We start from the raw sequence: 20,842 nt of genomic DNA, 5'->3' as shown, positions 1-20,842 counted from the left end.
TCCGGGGTATATAAGTGCGGCCGAGTCGGTCGGCGCCGCGGTGAGGGCCGAGGACCCCGAGTTCCGCCCGCGTTCACGACCGTCGCCACTCCGTGAACGGCCGCGTGTCGAACCGGTCGGCGCGGACGAGGCCGACGCCGAACCCGGCCGCGACCGCCGCGGGCAGGAGGTTGCCGAACCAGACGTTGATCCCGCCCCAGAGTATCACGAAGCTCACCATGTCGTCGAGCATGAACTCGCAGTCGCGGAGCCGTTCGCGGATCCCCGCCGCCGCGAAGGCGCGGTCGAGCGTGACGACGGCGACGATCGCGGACAGCACCCAGCCGGCGTAGTTCGAGACGGGCACGCCGTAGAACGCGCCGCCGCCGAAGTCCCAGAAGCCGAGCGAGACCGCGCCGGGGTCCAAGACGACGTCCATCGCGACGACGACCGGGATCACCGTCGCCAGCCGGACCCACACGCTGTCGGCGCGCGGGCCGAGCAGGAGCAGGCACAGCAGGTAGGCGTTGGTCACCAAGGGGATGAAGAACACCGGGAGCGCGACGGGCACGCCCGCGAGCATCGGTCCGAGGTCGACCGTGTACGCGAACTCGCCGTACGGCCACCCGGTCGCGACGCCGACCCCCTCGATGAGATACGTGTACGCGGTCAACACGCCGATCCAGCCGAGCGCGCGGCGGTCGATCGTCGGCAGTACGCCGACGACCAGCGGCGAGCGCATCACGATCACGCCGAACAGCACGAACCACGGGTGGAACGCGAACGGCTCGGGCACCCACCCCTCGGCGCTGCCGACGAGCGCGACCGCCCCGACGAGCGGGAAGACGACGGCGATGGTGAAGCGGTTCTCGCGGACGAGCCGGTCGAGCAGCGCCTCGGCCTCGCGGCGCGTGTCGGGCGCGCGGTCGCGGAGCGCGTCGAGGCGCGACCCGGTCGTCGCGGTCGCGGCGCCGCTAGCGGACTCGCCGGCGACCGACCCGCCCTCCGCCGGGCCGCCGTCGCCGTCGCTCACGGCAGCGCCTCCCAGAGCGGGTACACCCGCCAGAGGCCGCCCATCGACAGCAGCGTGCCGACGACGGTGTTCAGCGCCGGGAACCACCAGTAGGCGCGGTCGACGGAGACCGACGAGCGCGCGACCCACGCGACGAAGACGGGGTACACGCCGAGCAGCGCGCCGAGCCGGAAGTCGACGATCCAGAACGCGGCGGCCGCGGCGGTCCACGCCGCGAAGCAGTAGGCGTACGTCCGCGCCTCGCCGAGGAACGTCGCGGTCGTATCGATCCCCGCCGCGCGGTCCGGCTCGATGTCCGGGATCGCGGAGAACGTGTGCATCCCCATCGTCCAGAGCCACGCCCCGGCGAGCGCCGCGAGCGGCGGGTGCGCGCCCGCGACCGTCGCGTACGCCGCCGCGCCCGGCAGGGCGTACAGCCCGTTCGACAGCGAGTCGAGCAACGGCGTCGTCTTGAACCGGGCGGGCGGGGCGCTGTAGCCGACCGCTAAGACGAGGAACCCGAGCAGGTACGGCCACGCGACGCGGGGCGTGATCGCGAGCGTCGCGAGTCCGAGGAGCCCCGACGCGACGACGGCGGCGACCACCAGGCGGCTCCCTCGCCAGCGCGCCTCGCGGCCCTCCTTTTTGGGGTTCAGTTCGTCGATGTCGGCGTCGAACACGTCGTTGACGCCGTAGAGGAACACGTTCGCGGGAACGAGGAAGTAGGCGGCGAGCGCGACCGTGACGGGCGTAAACAGCCCGCTCACGCCGCCGATACCGTAGGTGACGCCGACCGCGACCGGGCCGGCGAGGTAAAGCCAGAACCGCGGCCGCGACAACACCAGCAGGTACCGGAGCCCCTCGCTCCCGGCGGATCGGTTCTGGTCGCTCACGGCCGTCATCAGACGTCGTCGTCGGTCATCGCTTCCGCGGTCAGCCCCCCGCTTATCAGGCACATCGGGACGCCGATGCCGGGCGTCGTCGTCGACCCCGTGAAGTAGAGCCCGTCGACCGCGTCCGAGACGTGCGGCGGGCGCAGCAGCGACGTCTGCGTGAGCGTGTGCGCCAATCCGAGCGCGCTGCCCGCGTAGCTGTTGTACCGGTCCGCGAAGTCGTCGACCGAGAACGTCTCCTCGACGACGATCCGGCCGCGGAGATCGGTGTCGGTGTTCGCCGCGATGTCGTCGATCACGAGGTCGCGGTAGCGGTTGCGGATCTCCGGCGTGTCCGCCAGTCCGGGCGCGACCGGGACGAGCGCGAAGAGGTTGCTGTGGCCCTCCGGCGCGACGGAGTCGTCGGTCTTCGAGGGAACACAGAGGTAGTACGCGGGGTCGTCTGGCCACTCGGGGTCGTCGAAGATCTGCGCGAAGTGTTCGTCCCAGTCGGTCGGGAGGACGAGCGTGTGGTGTTCGAGGTTCGGCACGTCGCCCTCGACGCCGAGGTACAGCAGGAAGGCGGAGGGGGCGTACGTCCGCGACTCCCAGTACTCCTCGGTGTACTGCCGCTTCCGCTCGGGGAGCAGCTCCTGTTCGGTGTGCGCGTAGTCCGCGTCGGAGACGACGCGGTCCGCGAGGTAGCGCTCGCCGTCCTCGGTGTCGACCGCGAAGGCGCCGTACCGCCCCTCGATGCCCGTCACCTCGGCGTCGGTGACGAACTCGACGCCGAGGTCCTCGGCGAGCTCGACGATGCCGTCGACGACGGCGGCGATCCCCCCGTCGGGGTAGTAGACGCCCATGTTGTAGTCGACGTGGCTCATCAGGTTGTACAGCGCCGGCGTGTTCGTCGGCGAGCCGCCGAGGAACACGAGCGTGTACTGCATCAGCTGCTGGAGCTTCGGGTGGTCGAAGTAGTCCTCGACGTGGCCCTGCATCTTGCCCAGCAGCGAGAGCCCCCACGAGTAACGGAGGACGTCTCTGTCCACGTAGTCGCGCAGCCGCGGGCGGTCCTCGTACACGAAGTGCTCCATCCCGATCTCGTAGGTGCGCTTCGACTCCTCCAGGTACGCGTCGAACGCCTCGCCCGCGCCCGGCTCGTACGACTCGAAGATCTCCCGGTTCCGCTCGCGGTCCGGCAGCACGTCGACCTTGTCACCGTCCTTCCAGAACACTCGGTAATGCGGGTCGAGCCGCTCTAACTCGTAGAACTCGTCGGGCGACCGGTCGAAGTGGCCGAAGAACCGCTCGAAGACGTCCGGCATCAGGTACCACGACGGCCCCATGTCGAACCGGAAGCCGTCGACTTCGAGCCGACTGGCGCGCCCGCCGAGCTGCTCGTTCTTCTCCAGCAGGGTGACGTCCGCGCCGGCGTCCGCGAGGTAACAGGCCGTCGAGAGCCCGCCGAATCCGCCGCCGATCACGACGATCGACTCGCCGGCGACGCCGTCGATGTCCGGGACCACGTCCATGTCCGAGCGTAGGGACGGAATCGGTATAAATACCGGCCAGATGCGGCGAGAGGATACCACTAAGTCATCGACGAACGTAGCCGACTTCACATGGATCTGACGGTCGCGATCACCGGGGCAACGAGCGGCATCGGGCGAGCCGTCGCCGAGGCGTTCGTCGACGAGGGGGCGTTCGTCGCCCTCTCCGGTCGTGACGGCGCGGCCGTCGATCGGACCGTCGCGGCGCTGAACGACGACGAAGACGGCGACCGCGGCACGGCGTGGGGCGACCGCGTCGACGTGCGCGACGAGTTCGACCTCGAGCGATTCTTCGAGCGCGTCGCCCGCGAGGCCGGCCCGGTCGACGTCGCCTTCGCGAACGCCGGCGTCTTCCACGGCGCGCCGGGCGAGCGCCCGACGACCGAGGTCACGTACGCCGACTACGACGACACGATGCGGACGAACGCGCGCGGCGTGTTCGCGACCATCTCCGAGGCGGTTCCCCACCTCGCCGACGACGCGCGCGTCATCGTCCCCTCGGGGTCGGTCGCGGCCGAGTCGAAGCCCGGGATGGGTGCGTACGCCGTCTCGAAGGCGGCCGCCGAGGGGGTCGCGCGCGGCTTCGCGGCCGACCTCGACGCGACCGTCGGCGTCGTCGACCCGGGGCTCGTCGCGACCGACCTCACCGGGAAGGAGCGCGCCCGCGACCCCGAGAGCGTCGCGCCGCTGTTCGTCTGGGCCGCCACCGAGGCGCCCGCCGAGGACCTGAACGGCGAGCGGTTGGGACTCCGGGAGTGGAAGTCCGCGACGCGATAGGGGTGGATTGTAGCCGGGTTAGCGGCGAAGGTCGCGAGGGGCGCAGCCATTCATTTATAAATACCTGATCACACAGCGGCGGCAGACACCTCCAAAGCCCCAGCCGCTCGCTGATAAACATCTGTTCGCAGATCGATGACGAACACCTCCAAAGCCCCAGCCGGGAGGCCGCCGTACGCTCGCTGCGCTCCTCGCTCAGTCGCTGACGCTCCTTCGCTGCGGTGCTTACGTCGCCTACGGCGACCTCGCGGCTGCCCCTTTGAGTCCCACCCCGCACAGCACCTCACGCCTCCCCAGCCTCGCGGTTCGCGCTCTCCGAGCGCTCACCGCGTCCCTCGCGCGTGCTGCTCGGCCGCAACGCGGCCTCGCAGGCACGCGCCACCACGGTTGTCAGTTATAAACGATTGTCGCCGCCGCACGTCGGTATTTAAATTCCACCTCGTCGATTCCGCGCTCGACCACCGAGAATTATCCCGCGGTCGACCGAACGTGGGGTATGCCACTCGCGGACCCCGATCTCTCGGGCTCGACGGCGTTCATCACCGGGACGACTCGCGGCATCGGCAAGCAGATCGCGCTCGCGCTCGCCGAGCGGGGCTGTAACGTCGTCTCGACGGGCAAGACGACGGACGACGACGACTCCGAGCTGGCGGGATCGATCGAACGGACGGCCCGCGAGGTGCGCGAGCGCGGGCCCGAGGCGCTCGCGCTGGAACTGAATCTCCGCGACGAGGACCGCGTCGAGGAGGCCGTCGAGGAGGCCATCGATCACTTCGGCGAGGTGGACATCGTCGTCAACAACGCGAGCGCGATCCAGCTGGCGAACGTCGCGGACCTGCCCGCCGACCGCTTCGACCTCCTCACCGACGTGAACGTCCGCGGGACCCACCTCGTTGCGCACGCGTTCGCGGACCACCTCGCGGACCTCGACGAGGCGTGGCTGCTGACGAACGCGCCGCCGGTCACGACCGACCGCTCGCCGGGGAAGGCGCCGTACGCGTGGTCGAAGCTCGGCATGTCGTTCGTCACGCTCTCGCTCGCCGAGGAGCTGGCGGGCGACGACGTGGGCTGTAACACCTTCTGGCCGGTGACGACGATCGACACCCGCGCGACGCGCTACTTCGGGCTCGGGACCGAGGACGACTGGCGGACCCCCGAAATCGTCTCCGACGCGGTCCTCGAAATCCTCGCGCGGGACCCGGCGGAGTGTACGGGCGAGAGCTTCTACGACGAGGCCCTGCTCCGCGAGGCGGGCGTGACTGACTTCTCCGAGTACAACCTCACCGAGGGCGATCCGGAACCGATGTCGGCGCGGCTGTTCGACCCGGAGTTCGAACGCGAGGACTGAGGCCCCTCACTCCGTCACCGCGTCCCGAATCGCCGCGGTCGCGGCCTCCGGGTCCTCGGCGGCCGTGATCGCCGACAGGACTGCCACGCCGGCCGCGCCCGCCTCGACCACCGGCGCCGCGTTGTCGGCGTCGATCCCCCCGATCCCGACCACCGGGATCTCGACCGCGTCGACGACCGCGGCGATCCGCTCGGTCCCGATCCCGTCGCGGTCACCGGAAACGTCCTTCGAGTCGGTGCCGTAGACGGCGCCGACGCCCAGGTAGTCGGCGCCCGCGGCCTCGGCCGCCTCGGCCCCCTCGACCGTCGAGGCCGAGACGCCGACGACCGCCGACTCGCCCAGCTGTTCCCGGGCGACCGCGACCGGGAGGTCGGACTGGCCGAGGTGGACGCCGTCGGCGTCGACCGCGCCTGCGAGATCGATCCGGTCGTTGACGATCAGTGGCACCCCGGCCTCGTCGGTCTGCTCGCGGACGCGGAGCCCCGTCTCGTAACGCTCCCGCGCGCTCGTCGCCTTGTCGCGGAGCTGGACGACGTCGACGCCGCCCTCCAACGCGGCCGCGACGACCTCCGGCGTCGTCCGCCCCGCCGAGCGGCCGGCCGCCGTGACGAGGTACGTCCGCCATCCGTCGATATTCACACATGGTACGAGCGGGTGGTCGGATAAAAACGGTTGCGCTCCCGGCGCGGTCGAGCGCGGGGACGCGGGTCGGACGGACAGACACAAGCCGGCCCGCCCCCTATGTCGGTCCAATGCTATCCCGGCTCCGGAACGGCGCCGCGCGCGTCGCCGAGGCGGTCGCGGGCGCGCTCGACCGGGCCGGCGTCATCGACCGGTCGCGGCTCGACGAGACGATGGGACTGGCGTGGCCCCGGATCGTGACGGGGTTCGCGATCATGTCGAAGAACACCGTCGACCTCGCGGTGATCGGGTACGCGGTCGGCGTGTCGGCCGTCGCGGGGATGGGGTTCGCGTTCGCGTACTGGCAGCTGGCGAAGTTCGTCTCCATCGGGCTCGCGGGCGGCACCGTCTCGCTCGTCTCACAGAACTACGGCGGCGACGAGCGCGGGCGGGCGGGGCTGGTCGTCAAGCAGTCGCTGATCGTGGCCGCGCTCCTCGTCGCGCCGATCGTCGCCGGCTACGTCCTCGGCGCCGAGCGCCTGATCGCGCTCGTCGGCGGCGACGGGGCGGCGCTGTCCGCGGGAACCACCTACCTCGTCGTCACGGCGCCCGCGCTCGCCTTCGAGTTCTTCAACATGATCGCGAGCCGGACGTACGCCGGCGTCGGAGACACCCGCACCCCGATGATCGCGCGCGCCGGCGGCGCGCTGCTGAACGTCGTCCTCACGGTATGGCTCGTCCTCGGCGCCGGGCTCGGCGTGTTCGGCGCCGGACTCGGCACCGCGGTCTCCATCGCCGCGGTCGGGCTGGTCCTCGCGTGGGGGATGACCGGCCGGTCCTACTTCGGCCGCGGCGCCTCCCCCGTCCCGGTCGGGCGCTCCGGCCCGTGGTTCGACGCCGGGCTGACGCGTCAGCTGCTGCGGGTGTCCGCGCCCCTCATCGCCCGTCGAGTCGCGGAGGGGATCGTCGTCTTCCCGCTCCTGTGGATCGCGTCGTCGTTCGGCCAGGCGACCGTCGCCGCCTTAGAGGTCGGCCGCCGCGTCAGGGCCCTGCTCGGCAGCTTCAGCTGGGGCTTCTCCATCGCCGCCAGCACGCTCGTGGGCCAGCGGCTCGGCGCGGGCGAGGAGACGCTCGCGACCGCCTACGGCCGCGACGTGATCGCCTTATCGGCGGTCGTCTACGTCCTCGCGTCGACCGCGGTGATCCTCGCCGCGCGTCCGATAGCGGGCGTGTTCGTCGACGGTCCGGCCGCGGTGAGCGCGACCGCGGCGTTCGTCGTCGCCGCCGCGATCTCCGCGGTTCCGCTGGGGGTCGACGGCTCGATCACCGGGTCGCTCCGCGGCGCGGGCGACACCCGATGGCCCTTCGTCGCGTCGATGATCGGGCTGTACGCGTTCGCGCTCCCGGCCGCGCTGGTCGGGCTCGCGACGCCGCTCGGCGTCGGCGGCCTCTACGCGGCGCTGGTGGCGGAGAAGCTCGTCCCGGCCGGGCTGAACGGCTATCGATTCCGGTCGAACCGGTGGCAGGCCGTCAGCCGCAGATACCGGCCCGGCGCGGGCGACGCGGAAGAGGAAGCGGGGTAGGGCGGGTAGGGCAGGTGGGGCGGGTAGGGCGGTGCGGACGGCCGCGGGCGTCGCGGCGGCCTACTCGTCGGCCGCGACGTCTTCGAGCACTTCGACGCTCCCGGTGAGCTGCCGGTGGACGTACGGCATGTCGATGCCGGCGTCGTCGAACGCCTCCTTCACGGCGGTGACGTACTCGGAGCGCACCCGGACGAAGTCGCCGCGGTCGGGGTCGTCGATCCACCAGCGCGACTGGAGGCCGACGGCGGAGTCGCCGAGCTCGACGAGCCGGACCGAGACGCCCGGGTCGTCGAGTATCTCGTCGTGGGCCTCCGCCTGCTCGACGATGATGTCGGTCGCCTCGCCGATGTCGTCGTCGTAGCCGATCCCGAAGACGAACTTCTGTCTGAGCGTGTCGTAGGCGACGGGGTTGGTGACCGCGCTGTTCGCGAGGTCGCCGTTCGGCACCGTCACCAGTTCGTTGTCGAACGTCCGGACCCGCGAGACCCGCAGGTCGATCTCCTCGACGCGACCGGACTCGCCGTCCCACTCGATCCAGTCGCCGACCTCGAACGGCTTGTCCTTGAGGATGAACACGCCGGCGACGAAGTTGCCGAGGAGGTCCTGCGCGGCGAACCCGACCGCGAGCGCGATGGCGCCGCCGAACACCGCGAACGCCGAGAGGAAGCCGCCGTAGCCGGCCACGGCGAAGCCGATCGCGATCGCCGCGACCCAGACGACGGCGTTGAGCACGTTCGTCCCGAGGCTCAACACCGCCTCGTCGAACCCGCGCGACCTGACGACCCGCCGGAGTCCCGGGATAAGTACGTACTTGCCGAGCAGCAACACCGCGAGGAAGCCGGCGAGGAATCCGACCACGGACGTCGCGATCGCCGCGACGTCGACCGCGTTCGCGACCGCGTCGAGCTGTAAGGGGTACATCGTCCACCCCTTCACGAGACTATATAAAGAAGCTACTGGCAGCGCGGTTGTTTATTTCCGGTGCGGGACGCGGCCGGTCGGGCGCCCCGCTCGCGGGGAGGGTCGGTCAGTCGCTCCGCACGGCGAGCGGCCCGTCGCCGCGGGCGACCGCGCGCAGCCGCCGCCCGTGGACGTCGTCCGCGGCGATCCGCTCCCGGACCGCGGGCGGGATCCACGCCTCGCGGCCGTCGGGTTCGGGCGCGGCGTCGACGTCCCCGGGCCGGAGGTCTTCGGGGAGGAACCGCGCGTACGTCGGGAGCCGCTCGCACAGCGGCACGCCGCCGGCGTCCGCGACGGCTTCGAGTCCGCGGAGGTCGGGCCACTCGTAGGCGGGGTTGATGTAGTCGTCCGTCACCGGCGAGACGCCGCCGAGGTCGTCGATCCCGCAGTCGACGAGGTCGGCCGCCGGCGAGAGGTTCGGGGGAACCTGAACGGACACCTCGGGCGGGAGCGCCGCGCGCGCCATCGCGACGACCCGGCGCATCGTCGCGAGGTCGGGCTTCGGGAAGTCCGAGCGCTCGTTGGGGACGACGTTCTGCACGATCACCTCTTGGACGTGGCCGAACCGCTCGTGGAGCGCCCGGATCGCGAGCAGGCTCTCGGCGCGGTCGCGCCAGTCCTCGCCGATGCCGACTAAGATCCCGGTCGTGAACGGCACGCCCTGCCGGCCCGCCGCGCGGATCGTGTTGAGCCGCTGACCGGGGGTCTTCCGTCGCCCTCCCGAGTGCGCGTCGACGTCGGCGGTCGTCTCCAGCATCACCCCCATCGACGCGTTCACCTCGCGGAGGGCGGCGAACTGGGCCTCCGTCAAGTCACCGGGGTTCGAGTGGGGGAGCAGCCCCTCCTCCAGGGCGATCTCGCAGGCCCGGTAGAGGTACTCGTGTATCGAGTCGAACCCCCACTCGGCGAGCGTGTCGTGGACCTCGGTGTACCGGTCGTCGGGGTCGTCCCCGAAGGTGAACAGCGCCTCCGTACAGCCCGCGTCGGCGCCGACGCGGCACTGCTCGCGCACCTCCTCGGGCGAGAGCAGCGACGCCTCTCCGGGGACGTCGTAGTAGGTACAGTACGTACAGGTGTACCGGCACGCCGTGGTGAGCGGGATGAACACGTTGCGCGCGAAGGTGAGCCGATCGGCGGCGTCGACGTCGGAGGGGCGCACCGAGAGCAGTCGCTCGACCGCGCGCTCGTCGACCGCGACGTCGACCCCGTACTCGTCGGCCCCGGCGAACACGGCCGTCACTCGCGGTCGGCGTTCAAAAAGGATCGCGGTTGCGGATCCCGTTGCGACACCTGATTCGGTTACGCCGAGAGGAAACGGAACCGCGGATCGGTTTCGACTCCCTCGCTCACTCTCGCGTGACCGCGACGCGGCCCTCGGAGGCGTCGAGCGCGAAGCCGGCCCCGCGGAGCCACGTCGCCGCCCGCCCCTCGCCGTGGATCAGCACTTCCGCGAGGTCGGCGGGTTCGTCGACGTCGGTGCCGAGTCGGTGCGAGTCGACCGCGGCGAAGTCGGCCCCGATCTCGGCCGCGATCTCGCGGTGGTCGAGGTACGACGCGCCGTGGTAGTCGACCCGGAATTCGGGGTACGTGGCGACGAAGGCGTTCGTACCGCCGCCGCGCCCCGGAGCGACCGCGACATCGGCGTCGCGCCCGGCTTCGAAGAGTCGTCGCAGCGCCGCGGGAGTCGCGAGCGCGAGGTCGGCCATCACGACGGCGACCGGTTCGAGGGAGCCGTCGATCCCGGCGCCGTCCTCGCCGCCGGTTCCCAGCCGCACGCCCAGCGCCGCGTTCACCGCGGTCGTCAGGGGGCGATCGTCGACGGTGACCGGGTGATCGAGGTCGACGGCGTCGGTCGCGAGTATCCGGGGGTCGCCCCCGGCGGCGACGACCGCGTCCAGCACGTCGTCGAGCATCGCCCGCGCGAACTCGCGCCGCTCCTCGGGCGAGAGGGCGTCCGAGAGCCGCGACTTCGGGCGGTCGGTCGAAAAGGGGACGATGACCTCCATCGCGAACGGCGGCCCTTAGAACAGGGATTCCAGCTCGTCGCTGTCGTCGCTGACGAGCTCGTCGAGGTTCTCGTCGCTCTCCTCGCGGATCTCGTCGAGGTTGTCCTGCGCCTCGATGGCGACCTGCTGGAGCTCCTTGATCCGCGGGACGTTCGTGACGCCCGCGAGCAGGATGACCGTCGCGACGAAGCCGGCGCCGCGGTACGGGTAGTCCCCGCCGCGGACCTCCATCGAGCCGGTCTGCTCTTCGAGCCACTTGCGACCGCGCTCGATCCCCTTCCGGTTGAGGTACTCCGGCGGGCCCGCGAGCACGAGCAGCGCGCGCTCCGCGCCCTCGATCTCGCAGGGGAGCGTGAGCCGGCCGAGCGCCGCCTTGCGGACGAGGCTGGTGATCCGGTTCGTGGTGTGCGCGCTGTCGAGCTCGTCGTCGTCGCCGTCGTCTCGGAGCCGCGAGAGCAGGCCGCCCGAGGAGCGCTCCTCGACCTCCTCCTCCGCGTAGCCGACCGTGGAGACGCCGCCGCCGGAGAGCGTGTTGATGATCTCCGAGGAGTCGACGACGCTCTCGGCGACCTCCTGACCCTGCTGGATCTCGCCGGCGCCGAAGAGGATGCCGAACCGTCGGACGATCTCCTCGTTGATCTCCTCGTAGCCGCCCTGGACGGACTCGCCCGTCTTCCGCCAGGCGTCGTTGTCGAACACCATCAGGTTGTCCACCTCGCGGACGAACGTCTGGAACGAGCGGGCCGCGTTGAGGGTGTAGATGCCTCCCTCGTCGCTGCCCGGCAGGATCCCGAGCCCGTAGACGGGCTCGGTGTAGATGCGCTTGAGGTGTTTCGCGAGCACCGGCGCGCCGCCGGAGCCCGTCCCGCCGCCGAGGCCGGCGACGACCAGGAAGGCGTCGACCTCGTGGACCGGGATCGAATCGATGGCGCCCTGGACCTCGTCGATGTCCTCCTCCGCGATCTCCGCGCCGAGTTCGTTGTCCGCGCCGACCCCGTGACCCTTCACCCGGGACTGCCCGATGAGGACGCGCTGACTCTCGTCGATGTGTTCGAGCCCCATGAGGTCCGCCTTCGCCGTGTTGACGGCCGCTGCGGCCCGCACGATCTCGGAGCCAGTCCGCTTGTCGTACTCCAAGAACTTGTCGACGACTTTACCCCCCGCCTGTCCGAATCCGATCATTGCGAGTTTCATCGTGTGCTCCCTCCGCGTTTGAACTGAACAGAACGCGATCTCGTATATAAGCCTTCGGTTGCCGTTACCAGCGGTGATATTAGGACGCTTGACACGTTCGCGTCGCCGGTCATCGGATCCCGAGGTGTTCGCCGAGCGTGGTCAGTTCGGCCGGGTCGACGCCGAACGCGCCGACGTCGTTGTCGGCGGTCGTGTTATCGAACTTCAGCGAGCGGTACTGGTCCGGGCCCATCGGGAACCCGGGCACTGCGCCGAGGACGGAGAGGCCGATCTTCGCCAGCGGCATCGGCAGCGGGACGATGGTGACGCCCTTCTCCTCCGCCTCGTAGACGAGGTCCGTCACCTGCCGGAGCGTGAGCACCTCCGGCCCCCCTATCTCGTAGGTCTCGCCGGCGTGCTCGTCGTCGGTCACTGCGGCGGCGATCATCGGCACGAGGTCCTCGACGTGGATCGGCTGGAACCGCGTCTTCCCGCCGCCGGGAAGCGGGTACAGCGGGACGCCCGGCGCGAACATCCCCTTCAGCCGCTTGGTGAACGAGACGAACTCGCCGCCCTCGCCGAAGACGACCGAGGGGCGGAAGATCGTCCAGTCGAGGTCGCTCTCGCGGACGATCGCCTCCGCCTCGCCCTTGGCGCGGATGTAGGCAGTGTCTCCGTTCGGGTCCGCGCCGAGCGCGCTCAGCTGAACGAACCGCCCGACGCCGCCCGCCTCGGCCGCGCGGACGAGGTGCTCGGTCCCGCCGCGGTGGATCCGGTCGTGCATCCGGTTGCCGCCGTCCGGTTCGAACAGCGGCGAGAGCGCGACCAGGTTCACGACCGCGTCGTGGCCGTCGACGGCCGACGCGATGGAGTCGTAGTCGGTCACGTCTCCGGAGACGCCAGTCACTCCGTCCGGCGTTTCTTCGGGCGATCGGGAGAGCGCGGTCACCGCGTGGCCGTCGGCCGCGAGCGCGCGGCAGAGATACGAACCGATGAATCCGGTCCCGCCGGCTACCAACACTTTCATGCGTGGTATCTCGCGTGGAAGCCCCGTAAACCTACCGCGGCGTCAGACGCTCGGCGGCGGTCCCGCGTCGATCCGGCGCGTCGAGATCACGCCTCGTCAGACACCGGAACCGTCAACACCGGCACGGGTGCGCTCCGGAGGGTGCGCTCGGCGACGCTCCCGAGCAGGTACCGGCCCACGCCGGTCCGCCCGTGGGTCCCCATCGCGACGAGGTCGACGCCGGGGTCGTCGACGTACGCCCGGATCCCCCGCGCGGCCGAGGAGGCGACCTCGACGGCGCCGACCGCCTCTAACCCGGCGTCCTCGACGCGCTCGACGCCCTCGGCGACCGCGTCGTCGGCGTACTCCGAGAGCACGTCCACCTCGACGTGGTCGCCGATACCGATCCCGCCGGTGTCGACGACCGAGAGGACGTGGACCGTCGCCCCCGCCCGTTCGGCGATCGGGATCGCGCGGTCGAGCGCGGCGGTCGCGGCCGGGCTCCCGTCGGTCGGCACCAACACGTCCTCGTACGGGTACGGGACGGCCTCGTCGCCCGGACGGAGCGCCAACACCGGCACCGGCGACTGCCGGACGACGCGCTCGGTCGTGCTGCCGACGAGGTGTTCGACCCCCTGCCGCCCCCGCGTCGACATCGAGACGAGGTCGGCGCCGACCTCCTCGGCGTACGCGGCGACCGTCTCGGGGACGCCCCCCTGCCGGACGGCCGTCTCCGCCTCCACGCCGCGGTCCGCGGCGCGGGCGGCCGCCTCATCGACGATCGACTCGCCCTCCTGTTCCAGCACGTCGACTACGTCGCCGCCGATTCGGGTCACGCTGTCGCGGGTCGTGTCCGCGACGTGGAGAAGGTGGACCGTCGCGCCGTGGTCGGCGGCGATCGCCAGGGTGTGCTCGAAGGCCGCCGCGGCCGCGTCGCTGCCGTCGGTGGGGACGCAGATCCGGTCGTACATACGCCCCCGGTCGCGCCCGCGGGTGAAAAACGCTCGTGTGGTTGCCGCGCTGCGGGACCGTCCGGTCCCGGTCGCGGGAGGGAGACGCTCGTCCCGCTACGCGGCGTCGCCGGGCGACTCCGCGTCGGCGTCCGATCCGTCACCGGCGTCGCCCGACTCGTCCGAGCCGTCGCGCCGCGTGACGCGCACCGTCGAGATGCGCGCGCCGTCGACCGCGGTGACCTCGAAGGCGTACGCCTCGGTCTCCGCGACGTCCCCGACCTCGGGGGAGCGCCCGATGCGGTCGAGGACGTACCCGCCGAGCGTCTCGTAGCCGTCGCCACTGAGGTGGGTCCCGAGCGCGTCGTTGACGTCGACGAGCGCGACGGACCCGTCGGCCTCGTGCGTCCGGTCGCCGGTCCGCCGGATCGTGTGGCGGCGCTCGGCGACGTCGAACTCGTCCCGGAGGTCGCCGACCAGCGCCTCGGCGACGTCCTCGACGGTGGCGATCCCCTCGAAGGCGCCCCACTCGTCTATCACCGCCGCCATCTGTCGGCGCTCGTCGCGGAACTGGACGAGGAGGTCGCTCGCGCTCGTCGTCTCCGGGACCACGAGTATCTCGCGCGCGAGGTCCCCCGCGGTGGCGTCGGCGTCGTCCTCTTCGGTCGCGCGCAGCACGTCCTTCACGTCCACGTAGCCGACGACGCGGTCGGCGTCGTCGCTCCCGACGACCGGGTACCGCGTGTGCCCCACGTCGAGGACCGTCTCGCGGATCGCCGCCAGCGACGCGTCCGCGGGCAGCGAGACCACGTCGGGGCGGGGGACCATCAGCTCGCGGGCCGCGGTGTCGTCGAGCTCGAAGACGCCCTCGATCATCGCGACCTCGGACTCGTCGACGTGGCCGGCCTCACCTGATCGGGCCAGCACGCGCCGGATCTCCCGCTCTTCGAGCGTCTCGTCGCTCTCGGAGGCGGGCGGCACGCCGATCAGGCTCGTGAACGCGTTCGCGGTGCCGTTGAACACCGCGATGCCGGGCGAGAAGATCAGGTACGCCAGCCGCATCGGCGGCGCGAGCAGCAGCGAGATCCGCTCCGCCTGCGCGATGGCGATCGTCTTCGGCGCCAGTTCGCCGAAGACGACGTGGAGGAACGTGATGACGGAGAACCCGATCGCGAACGCGACGAGGTGGACCGCCCCCTGCGGCAGGATCCCCCCGAGGACCGGTTCGATGAGCGCCGCGACCGCGGGCTCGCCGATCCACCCGAGCCCGAGCGACGCGAGCGTGATCCCGAGCTGGGTCGCCGCGAGGTAGTCGTCGAGGTTGGTCATCACCTCCTGGAGCGTCTCCGCGCCGGCCGTCCCGTCCTCGACCAGCTGGTCGACCGAGGTGGCCCGGATCCTGACGAACGCGAACTCCGAGGCGACGAAGAAGCCGTTCAGCGCGACCAACACCAGCGCGCCCGCCACGCGAGCGAACGAGACGGCGATCGCTACCATCCGGCCCCTCCGAGCGCGCGACCGACCGCTGAGTCGACGACCATGCCCGCCGTTCGGGGAGCGGTCACTAAAAAGGGCGGTCGGACGGGCGTCGCGCTCGCGGCGAGGCGCCTCCGACTGCGCCGCCGCGACCCGGGTCGTTTATTCGTCGCGGCGGCGGAACGCCACCATGCTGATCACGCTGGAGGGGCTCGACGGCAGCGGCAAGACGACCGTCTGGGAGGCGCTCCACGACGTGTACCCCGACGCGACGTTCACCCGCGAACCCACCGACAGCTGGTACGGGGAGGCGGTGGCGCGGTCGATGGGCGACCCGGAGGCCGACCCGCTCGCGGAGCTGTTCTTGTACACCGCCGACCACGCGAACCACCTCTCGGAGACCGTGCGGCCGGCGCTTTCCGACGGCGACCTGGTGATAGCCGACCGCTACTCGGACTCTCGGTTCGCCTATCAGGGGGCGACGCTCGCGCGCGCCGACGCCGGGATCGAGCGGCCCGTGGAGTACGTCCGCGGGATCCACGCCGCGTTCTCCCGCCCGCCGGACGCGACGATATACCTCGATCTGGATCCGAAGACCGCGGCCGAGCGCGCCGGCCGGACCGACAAGTTCGAGCGAGACGGCTACCTCGCGGCCGTTCGCGACAACTACGAGCGCCTCATCGACGCCGACCCCGGCCGGTTCCACCGGGTCGACGCGACGCGCGCGCCAGAGGACGTGGTCGCTCGCGTCGAGGAAGTCGTCGCGGACCTCGTCGAACGCTGAGAGGCCGCCGGTTCGCTCGAACGCTGAGATCCCTGTTCGCGAGTCCCTCAGCGCGTGTCCGGCAGTTCGTACTCCTCGGGCGACGGGACGTAGAGGTAGTCGATCGCGACGCCCAGCGCCAGCGGGAGCGCGACCAGCAGCGACAGCAGGATCGTCGAACTCCCGACGTCGATCCCGGTCCCGACGCCGAGCACGCCCGTGAAGACGATCGTCGAGACGAACAACAGCACTGGCGTCAACACGAGCGTGTACACGACGGATCCCCACGACGTCGAGAGCTGAATCCGAAAGAATCGGGTCGCGACCCCGGCGAGGAACGTGTGGAACGCGACCAAGGCGAGGAGGCTGCCGAACCCGAACAGCGCGAGCATGGTCGCCGTACGGGCCGCCGACACTTCCCCCTATCGTCCCCGGACCGGGTCGCCGCCGCTCAGACGGCACCGTCGCCGCTCAGACCGCACCGTCGCCGCCCTGCCGGCGCGCGGCCGAGAGCAGGTCCGAGACGGGCTCCGTGTACTCGTAGCCGGGAATCACGCCCTGGACGTATGTCCCCTCGACGAAGTCGATCAGCGCGCCCGCGTCGTCGACGCCGCGACGCTCGTTGCTGTCCGTGAACGCGTAGGTGACTCGGATCTCGTCGCCCTCGCGCTCGACGACCGGATCGAACTCGCGCTCGCGGCGGGTGACCCCGCCGACGTCGACCGCGCGTCGCTCGAAGGTGTCGGCCCAGCCGTCCTCGACCACGGCGGCGACCTCGTCGGCGGTGACCGCCGAGAGCATCGGCACGCGGACGGTCACCGCGAATCCGATTCGTTCCGCCTCTGTCGGCTCGGCGCGGACGCGCCCGTCGAACGCGGTCGTCGTCGAGACCCACGCGTCGCCGTCGCGCTCGAAGGAGCCGCGGTCCGCGAACGCCCGCCGGACCCGGTCGGGGAGTTCGTCGGCCGCGTCGGGCTCGTCGGCCGCGTCGGGCTCGTCGACCGCGTCGACGCGCTCGGCGTCCGGTTCGGCGTCGTCGGATTCCGTCATACCGATCCGGAGGCGACGCGGCCTGAAAAGGCGCTCGCGTCGACCGCGAGAGCCACGCCTCCGGTGTCGACGCGTCGCTTCTCGTCGTCGATACGGGCACTCCGAACCGGTACGTGGGACGCTTTTGTGCGTCGACCGACGAGACGGGGTATGGCAGACCAGTTTCGATCCACCGAGGGACTGATCGACGCGCTCGCGGACGCCGACTTCGACCGACCGCCGGCGCTCGTCAGCAACGCGCACATCACCGGACTCGGCGTCGCTCACGCGCTCGACGCCCACGACGTGCCCGTGATCGCGCTCGACCGCGCGGGCGGCGCCGGCGACGCCGGCGACGCTGGGACCGGGACCGTTACCCACGACGGGCTCGCCCCGCCGTCCGACGCGGTCGACTTCGCGGGGGCGGTGACGTACCCGCTCGACGACCTCGACGGGTTCCGCGAGGACGTGGAGGCGATCGTCGACGCCGCGGGCACCGAGGCGGTCGCGTTCGGCTGTATGGACGAGTGGGCGCTCTCGTACGCCGAGGCCGACCCGGACGGCGTCCGACTCCCGTTCGCGGGGAGCGAGACGCTCGACGACGTGTTGAACAAGTCGGAACTGTACGCGACCTGCGAGGCGCTCGGCGTGCCCTACCCGGAGACGTACCGGCTGGCGGAGACCGCGGCGGCGGGGACGCGAGATGCGGACGCGTCGGTCGAGGAGGCCGCCGACGCGCTCGGCTTCCCGCTGGTGGTAAAACCGGAGCTCAAGCGCGACTTCGAGGAGGCGTTCGGTACGAACGTGATCGAGGTCGCGGACCGTGAGGAGTTCGCGGACGTCGTCGCGGCCGCGAGCGAGGAGGGGATCGCCGTGATGGCCCAGAAGCGCGTCGACATCGCGACCGGGAAGGACCACTCGCTTGCGTCGTACGTCCCCCCGTCGGGGAGCGACGACGCGCTCGCGGTCGTCGGCAACGCCGCGGTGCGATACCCGCGCGACTTCGGCACCTCCTGTCTCGTCGAGACCGCGGACGAACCCGCGATCGAGGAGCGCGCGCTCGCCGTCCTCGACGACGCGGGCTACCACGGGATCAGCGAGTCGGAGTTCGTCTACGACGAGGCCCGCGAGGAGTTCCTGCTGCTGGATGTCAACACCCGGCCCTGGAAGTGGATCTCGATGCCGGTCGCCGCGGGCACGAACCTCCCGATGGCCGCCTACGCCGCGGTCACCGACGCGACCTACGAGTCGGACGGCGTCGAGCCGACGCGGTGGGTGTACCTCCGCGACTACCTCTCGCTGCTCGCGGGCGATGAGACGTTCTGGGACCAGCTGTCGGCCGCCGACTGGCGACGCCTCGTCTCCGGCGAGTTCGAGCGAGAGGGGAACCTCACCACCGGCGTCTACCGCCCCGCCGACCCGGGACCGGCCGCGAAGCTGTTCGAGACGGAGTTCGTCGACCGCGAGTACTACTGCTCCTGTTAACGAGCTCGGAACACAACGGTTAGTGCGCCTGCCGCCACAGGGCGCGTATGGGTTTCTTCGAGACGCTCGCGGACCGGATCGACGCGGTCGACAGCGTCGTCTCGGTCGGGCTCGACCCCGACCCGAGTCGGCTCCCCGAACACGTGACCGACGCCGACCTCCCGCGGTGGGCGTTCAACCGACGGATCATCGACGCGACCCACGAGCACGCCGCCTGCTACAAGCCGAACGCGGCGTTCTACGAGGACCCCGACGGCTGGCGCGCGCTCCGCGAGACCGCGGCGTACGCGGAGGGAAAGGGGGTCCCGGTCCTCCTCGACGCCAAACGCGGCGACATCGGCAACACGGCGCGGCGGTACGCCGAGGTCCTCGACCACGTCGACGCGATCACCGTGAACCCGTACCTCGGGCGCGACTCGCTCCAGCCGTTCCTCGACCGCGCGGAGAAGGGCGTGTTCGCGCTCTGTCGCACCTCGAACCCGGGCGGCGCCGACCTCCAGGACCTCGAACTCGCCTCGGGCGAGCCTCTCTACGAGCGCGTCGCCGCGCTCGCGGACGTGTGGAACGCGAACGACAACGTTGGCCTCGTGGTCGGGGCGACGGCGCCGGAGGAGCTGGCCGAGGTCCGCGAGATCGTCCCCGAGATCCCCTTCCTCGTGCCCGGCGTCGGCGCGCAGGGCGGCGACGCAGAGGCCGCGGTCGAGCACGGGCTCGCGGCGCGCCCGGACCTCCCGGTCGACGTCGGCCTCGTGAACTCCTCGCGCGGGATCATCTTCGCCGGCGAGGAGTCGAGCCGCCCCGGCGACGAGGCGACCTACTTCGGCGCGGCGGGCGACGCGGCGAAGCGGCTCACGAAGCGGCTGAACCGGCACCGATAACGACCGGCTCGCCGAGCGAACCGAGCTACCCGCGGCCGGCGGCGCACCCGGAGCAGGCGCGCGCGCTCTCGTCCCAGTGGTCGTCGCAGACGGCGCGCCCGCAGCGGTCACAGGTCCGGCTCGCCGTGGCCGCCTCGCAGACCTGACACAGGCCGGTGAGGCTCATACCCGGCGATCGGGTCGCACGCCTTATGAGGATCCGGGGCGAGCCACTGACATGCGCCAGTTCGTCGTCGTCGGCCGCGACGTCCCCACCGACCCCGACGCGATCTCGCTGTCGGACATCCCCGGGGCCGGGCGGCTCGACCTCTGCTGCCGGTGCGTGAGCGCCGGCGTCTTCCTCTCGCACGGGATCCGCGAGGCGGTCCGGGTCCACCTCGTCGTCGCGGACGAGTTCACGGTCACCTTCGACGCCGACACGCTCCGGCACCTCCACCCCGACGAGCGCAACGTCGCCGCGCGGGTCCGCGACGCGCTCGACGCCAAGGCGGACGCGATCGGCCACATGCCCGCGGACGTCTCGCCCGGCGTCGAACTCCGCCGGATGGGCCTCGACGCGACGCTCGACCGGCTCGTCGGCGGGGACGGGCGCGGGCCGGACGGGACGCTCGTCCAGCTCCACGAGGACGGCGATCCGCTCGTCGACGCGGAACCCCCCGAGGACCCCGTGTTCGTCCTCTCGGATCACCACGACTTCGCCGAATCGGAGGCCGATGCGATCGCCGGCCGCGCCGAGCGGCGACTGCGCGTCGGGCCCGAGCTGCTCCACGCGGACCACGCCGTCACCGTCGTCCACAACTGGCTCGACACGGACGGGTACGCCAGCTACTGACCCTCCGGCGATGTCGACCGACCCCTCCGACCGCGAGACGACGACCGCGCCCGACACCGACCCGCGCTTCGAGGTGCCCCTGCGTGGAATCGACATCGACCCCGAGACGCGCTGCTCGCACTGGGACGACCCGGTCGACGTGGTCGCGCTCCGGTTCGGCTGCTGTGAGACGTACTACCCCTGCGACGCCTGCCACGACGCGGCCGCCGACCACGAGGCGGTCCCGTGGCCCCGCGAGCGCTTCGACGAGCCGGCGGTGCTGTGCGGCGCCTGCCGGACGACGCTCACGGCCCGCGAATACCTCGAGGCCGACGACGACGCCTGCCCCGCGTGCGGCGCCGCGTTCAACCCCGGCTGTCGGAAACACCGCCACCGGTACTTCGAGGTTGAGGGTTCGGACGACGGAGACGGCAACGACGATTTATAAATAAGGACGCGGTGCGGTGGCGCGTGCCGACGAGCGCCCGACAGGGCGCGAGTCGCACGCGCGAGGGACGCGGCGAACGCGAGCGGCGAAGCCGCGAAGCGTGAGCCGCGAGGCT

The 20,842-nt window shown here is 71.3% G+C and carries 22 protein-coding genes; 8 read left to right on the top strand and 14 right to left on the bottom strand.

The features are described from left to right. Positions 1–73 precede the first annotated feature (73 nt). From cruF to EXE42_RS07820, 3 genes are read right to left on the bottom strand one after another with little or no spacing between them, the layout of a single operon-like run. Positions 74–1,012 carry a bisanhydrobacterioruberin hydratase gene (gene cruF / locus EXE42_RS07830; RefSeq protein WP_137694459.1) on the bottom strand — a complete coding sequence of 313 codons (939 nt, stop codon included), beginning with the start codon at positions 1,010–1,012 and terminating at the stop codon, positions 74–76. Beyond that, positions 1,009–1,896: a prenyltransferase gene (locus EXE42_RS07825; protein ID WP_394347996.1), complete on the bottom strand. Its 888-nt coding sequence runs from the start codon at positions 1,894–1,896 to the stop codon at positions 1,009–1,011. Before EXE42_RS07825 ends, cruF begins: the two co-directional genes overlap by 4 nt. After that, positions 1,893–3,395, bottom strand: coding sequence for an NAD(P)/FAD-dependent oxidoreductase (locus EXE42_RS07820; protein WP_137694457.1), 1,503 nt, complete (start codon positions 3,393–3,395; stop codon positions 1,893–1,895). The genes EXE42_RS07825 and EXE42_RS07820 overlap by 4 nt, the downstream gene beginning before the upstream one ends. Positions 3,396–3,485: 90 nt before the next feature. Here EXE42_RS07820 and EXE42_RS07815 point away from each other — a divergent pair, with 90 nt between their 5' ends. Next, positions 3,486–4,190: an SDR family oxidoreductase gene (locus tag EXE42_RS07815; RefSeq protein WP_137706263.1), complete on the top strand. Its 705-nt coding sequence runs from the start codon at positions 3,486–3,488 to the stop codon at positions 4,188–4,190. A 496-nt stretch (positions 4,191–4,686) separates the two neighbouring features. Beyond that, positions 4,687–5,538: an NAD(P)-dependent oxidoreductase gene (locus EXE42_RS07810; RefSeq protein WP_137706262.1), complete on the top strand. Its 852-nt coding sequence runs from the start codon at positions 4,687–4,689 to the stop codon at positions 5,536–5,538. 6 nt (positions 5,539–5,544) lie between these two features. On the opposite strand, the gene thiE is transcribed toward EXE42_RS07810, so the two are convergent. Next, positions 5,545–6,177: a thiamine phosphate synthase gene (gene thiE, locus EXE42_RS07805; RefSeq protein ID WP_092923807.1), complete on the bottom strand. Its 633-nt coding sequence runs from the start codon at positions 6,175–6,177 to the stop codon at positions 5,545–5,547. 113 nt (positions 6,178–6,290) lie between these two features. Here thiE and EXE42_RS07800 point away from each other — a divergent pair, with 113 nt between their 5' ends. Continuing rightward, complete coding sequence (locus tag EXE42_RS07800; protein WP_137694454.1) at positions 6,291–7,742, top strand: MATE family efflux transporter; 1,452 nt, start codon at positions 6,291–6,293, stop codon at positions 7,740–7,742. Positions 7,743–7,802: 60 nt separating this feature from the next. Here EXE42_RS07800 and EXE42_RS07795 read toward each other — a convergent pair whose 3' ends face one another. The 7 genes from EXE42_RS07795 to EXE42_RS07765 form a co-directional block, all read right to left on the bottom strand. Further along, positions 7,803–8,663 (bottom strand): mechanosensitive ion channel family protein, encoded by an 861-nt coding sequence (locus EXE42_RS07795; RefSeq protein WP_092923799.1) that lies wholly within the window; start codon positions 8,661–8,663, stop codon positions 7,803–7,805. Positions 8,664–8,769: 106 nt separating this feature from the next. Then, positions 8,770–9,933, bottom strand: a complete 1,164-nt coding sequence (gene cofG / locus EXE42_RS07790) for a 7,8-didemethyl-8-hydroxy-5-deazariboflavin synthase subunit CofG (RefSeq protein ID WP_137706261.1) — start codon at positions 9,931–9,933, stop codon at positions 8,770–8,772. A 115-nt stretch (positions 9,934–10,048) separates the two neighbouring features. Then, positions 10,049–10,708, bottom strand: a complete 660-nt coding sequence (gene cofC / locus EXE42_RS07785) for a 2-phospho-L-lactate guanylyltransferase (RefSeq protein ID WP_137706260.1) — start codon at positions 10,706–10,708, stop codon at positions 10,049–10,051. A 15-nt stretch (positions 10,709–10,723) separates the two neighbouring features. Next, positions 10,724–11,902 carry a tubulin/FtsZ family protein gene (locus EXE42_RS07780; protein WP_174549019.1) on the bottom strand — a complete coding sequence of 393 codons (1,179 nt, stop codon included), beginning with the start codon at positions 11,900–11,902 and terminating at the stop codon, positions 10,724–10,726. A 109-nt stretch (positions 11,903–12,011) separates the two neighbouring features. Next, positions 12,012–12,908 carry a complex I NDUFA9 subunit family protein gene (locus EXE42_RS07775; RefSeq protein ID WP_137706259.1) on the bottom strand — a complete coding sequence of 299 codons (897 nt, stop codon included), beginning with the start codon at positions 12,906–12,908 and terminating at the stop codon, positions 12,012–12,014. A gap of 86 nt (positions 12,909–12,994) precedes the next feature. Then, positions 12,995–13,858 (bottom strand): universal stress protein, encoded by an 864-nt coding sequence (locus EXE42_RS07770; RefSeq protein WP_137706258.1) that lies wholly within the window; start codon positions 13,856–13,858, stop codon positions 12,995–12,997. A gap of 96 nt (positions 13,859–13,954) precedes the next feature. Continuing rightward, positions 13,955–15,334 carry a hemolysin family protein gene (locus EXE42_RS07765; protein WP_092923781.1) on the bottom strand — a complete coding sequence of 460 codons (1,380 nt, stop codon included), beginning with the start codon at positions 15,332–15,334 and terminating at the stop codon, positions 13,955–13,957. A 169-nt stretch (positions 15,335–15,503) separates the two neighbouring features. Here EXE42_RS07765 and tmk point away from each other — a divergent pair, with 169 nt between their 5' ends. After that, positions 15,504–16,097: a dTMP kinase gene (gene tmk / locus EXE42_RS07760; RefSeq protein WP_092923778.1), complete on the top strand. Its 594-nt coding sequence runs from the start codon at positions 15,504–15,506 to the stop codon at positions 16,095–16,097. A 47-nt stretch (positions 16,098–16,144) separates the two neighbouring features. Here the strand turns inward: tmk and EXE42_RS07755 are convergent, their stop codons facing one another. Continuing rightward, positions 16,145–16,468, bottom strand: coding sequence for a hypothetical protein (locus EXE42_RS07755; protein WP_092923775.1), 324 nt, complete (start codon positions 16,466–16,468; stop codon positions 16,145–16,147). A 79-nt stretch (positions 16,469–16,547) separates the two neighbouring features. Continuing rightward, positions 16,548–17,126 (bottom strand): DUF5813 family protein, encoded by a 579-nt coding sequence (locus EXE42_RS07750; RefSeq protein WP_092923772.1) that lies wholly within the window; start codon positions 17,124–17,126, stop codon positions 16,548–16,550. Positions 17,127–17,276: 150 nt separating this feature from the next. Here EXE42_RS07750 and EXE42_RS07745 point away from each other — a divergent pair, with 150 nt between their 5' ends. Further along, positions 17,277–18,590, top strand: a complete 1,314-nt coding sequence (locus EXE42_RS07745) for a carboxylate--amine ligase (RefSeq protein ID WP_137706257.1) — start codon at positions 17,277–17,279, stop codon at positions 18,588–18,590. 47 nt (positions 18,591–18,637) lie between these two features. After that, on the top strand, positions 18,638–19,468 hold the full coding sequence (gene pyrF, locus EXE42_RS07740; protein WP_092923766.1) for an orotidine-5'-phosphate decarboxylase: 831 nt from the start codon (positions 18,638–18,640) through the stop codon (positions 19,466–19,468). Positions 19,469–19,493: 25 nt separating this feature from the next. Here pyrF and EXE42_RS19260 read toward each other — a convergent pair whose 3' ends face one another. Next, positions 19,494–19,634 carry a hypothetical protein gene (locus tag EXE42_RS19260; protein WP_167603423.1) on the bottom strand — a complete coding sequence of 47 codons (141 nt, stop codon included), beginning with the start codon at positions 19,632–19,634 and terminating at the stop codon, positions 19,494–19,496. Positions 19,635–19,685: 51 nt separating this feature from the next. Here EXE42_RS19260 and trmY point away from each other — a divergent pair, with 51 nt between their 5' ends. Further along, the gene (trmY, locus tag EXE42_RS07735; protein ID WP_137706256.1) at positions 19,686–20,300 is read left to right on the top strand and encodes a tRNA (pseudouridine(54)-N(1))-methyltransferase TrmY; all 615 of its coding nucleotides are present in this window, start codon (positions 19,686–19,688) and stop codon (positions 20,298–20,300) included. Positions 20,301–20,310: 10 nt separating this feature from the next. Then, positions 20,311–20,727: a CHY zinc finger protein gene (locus EXE42_RS07730; RefSeq protein ID WP_199240741.1), complete on the top strand. Its 417-nt coding sequence runs from the start codon at positions 20,311–20,313 to the stop codon at positions 20,725–20,727. Positions 20,728–20,842 lie beyond the last annotated feature (115 nt).

Origin of the sequence: Halorubrum sp. SP3 (assembly GCF_005435195.1) — an archaeon.
GTDB classification, from domain to species: domain Archaea; phylum Halobacteriota; class Halobacteria; order Halobacteriales; family Haloferacaceae; genus Halorubrum; species Halorubrum sodomense.
This window is presented reverse-complemented; position numbering and strand designations above follow the sequence as displayed.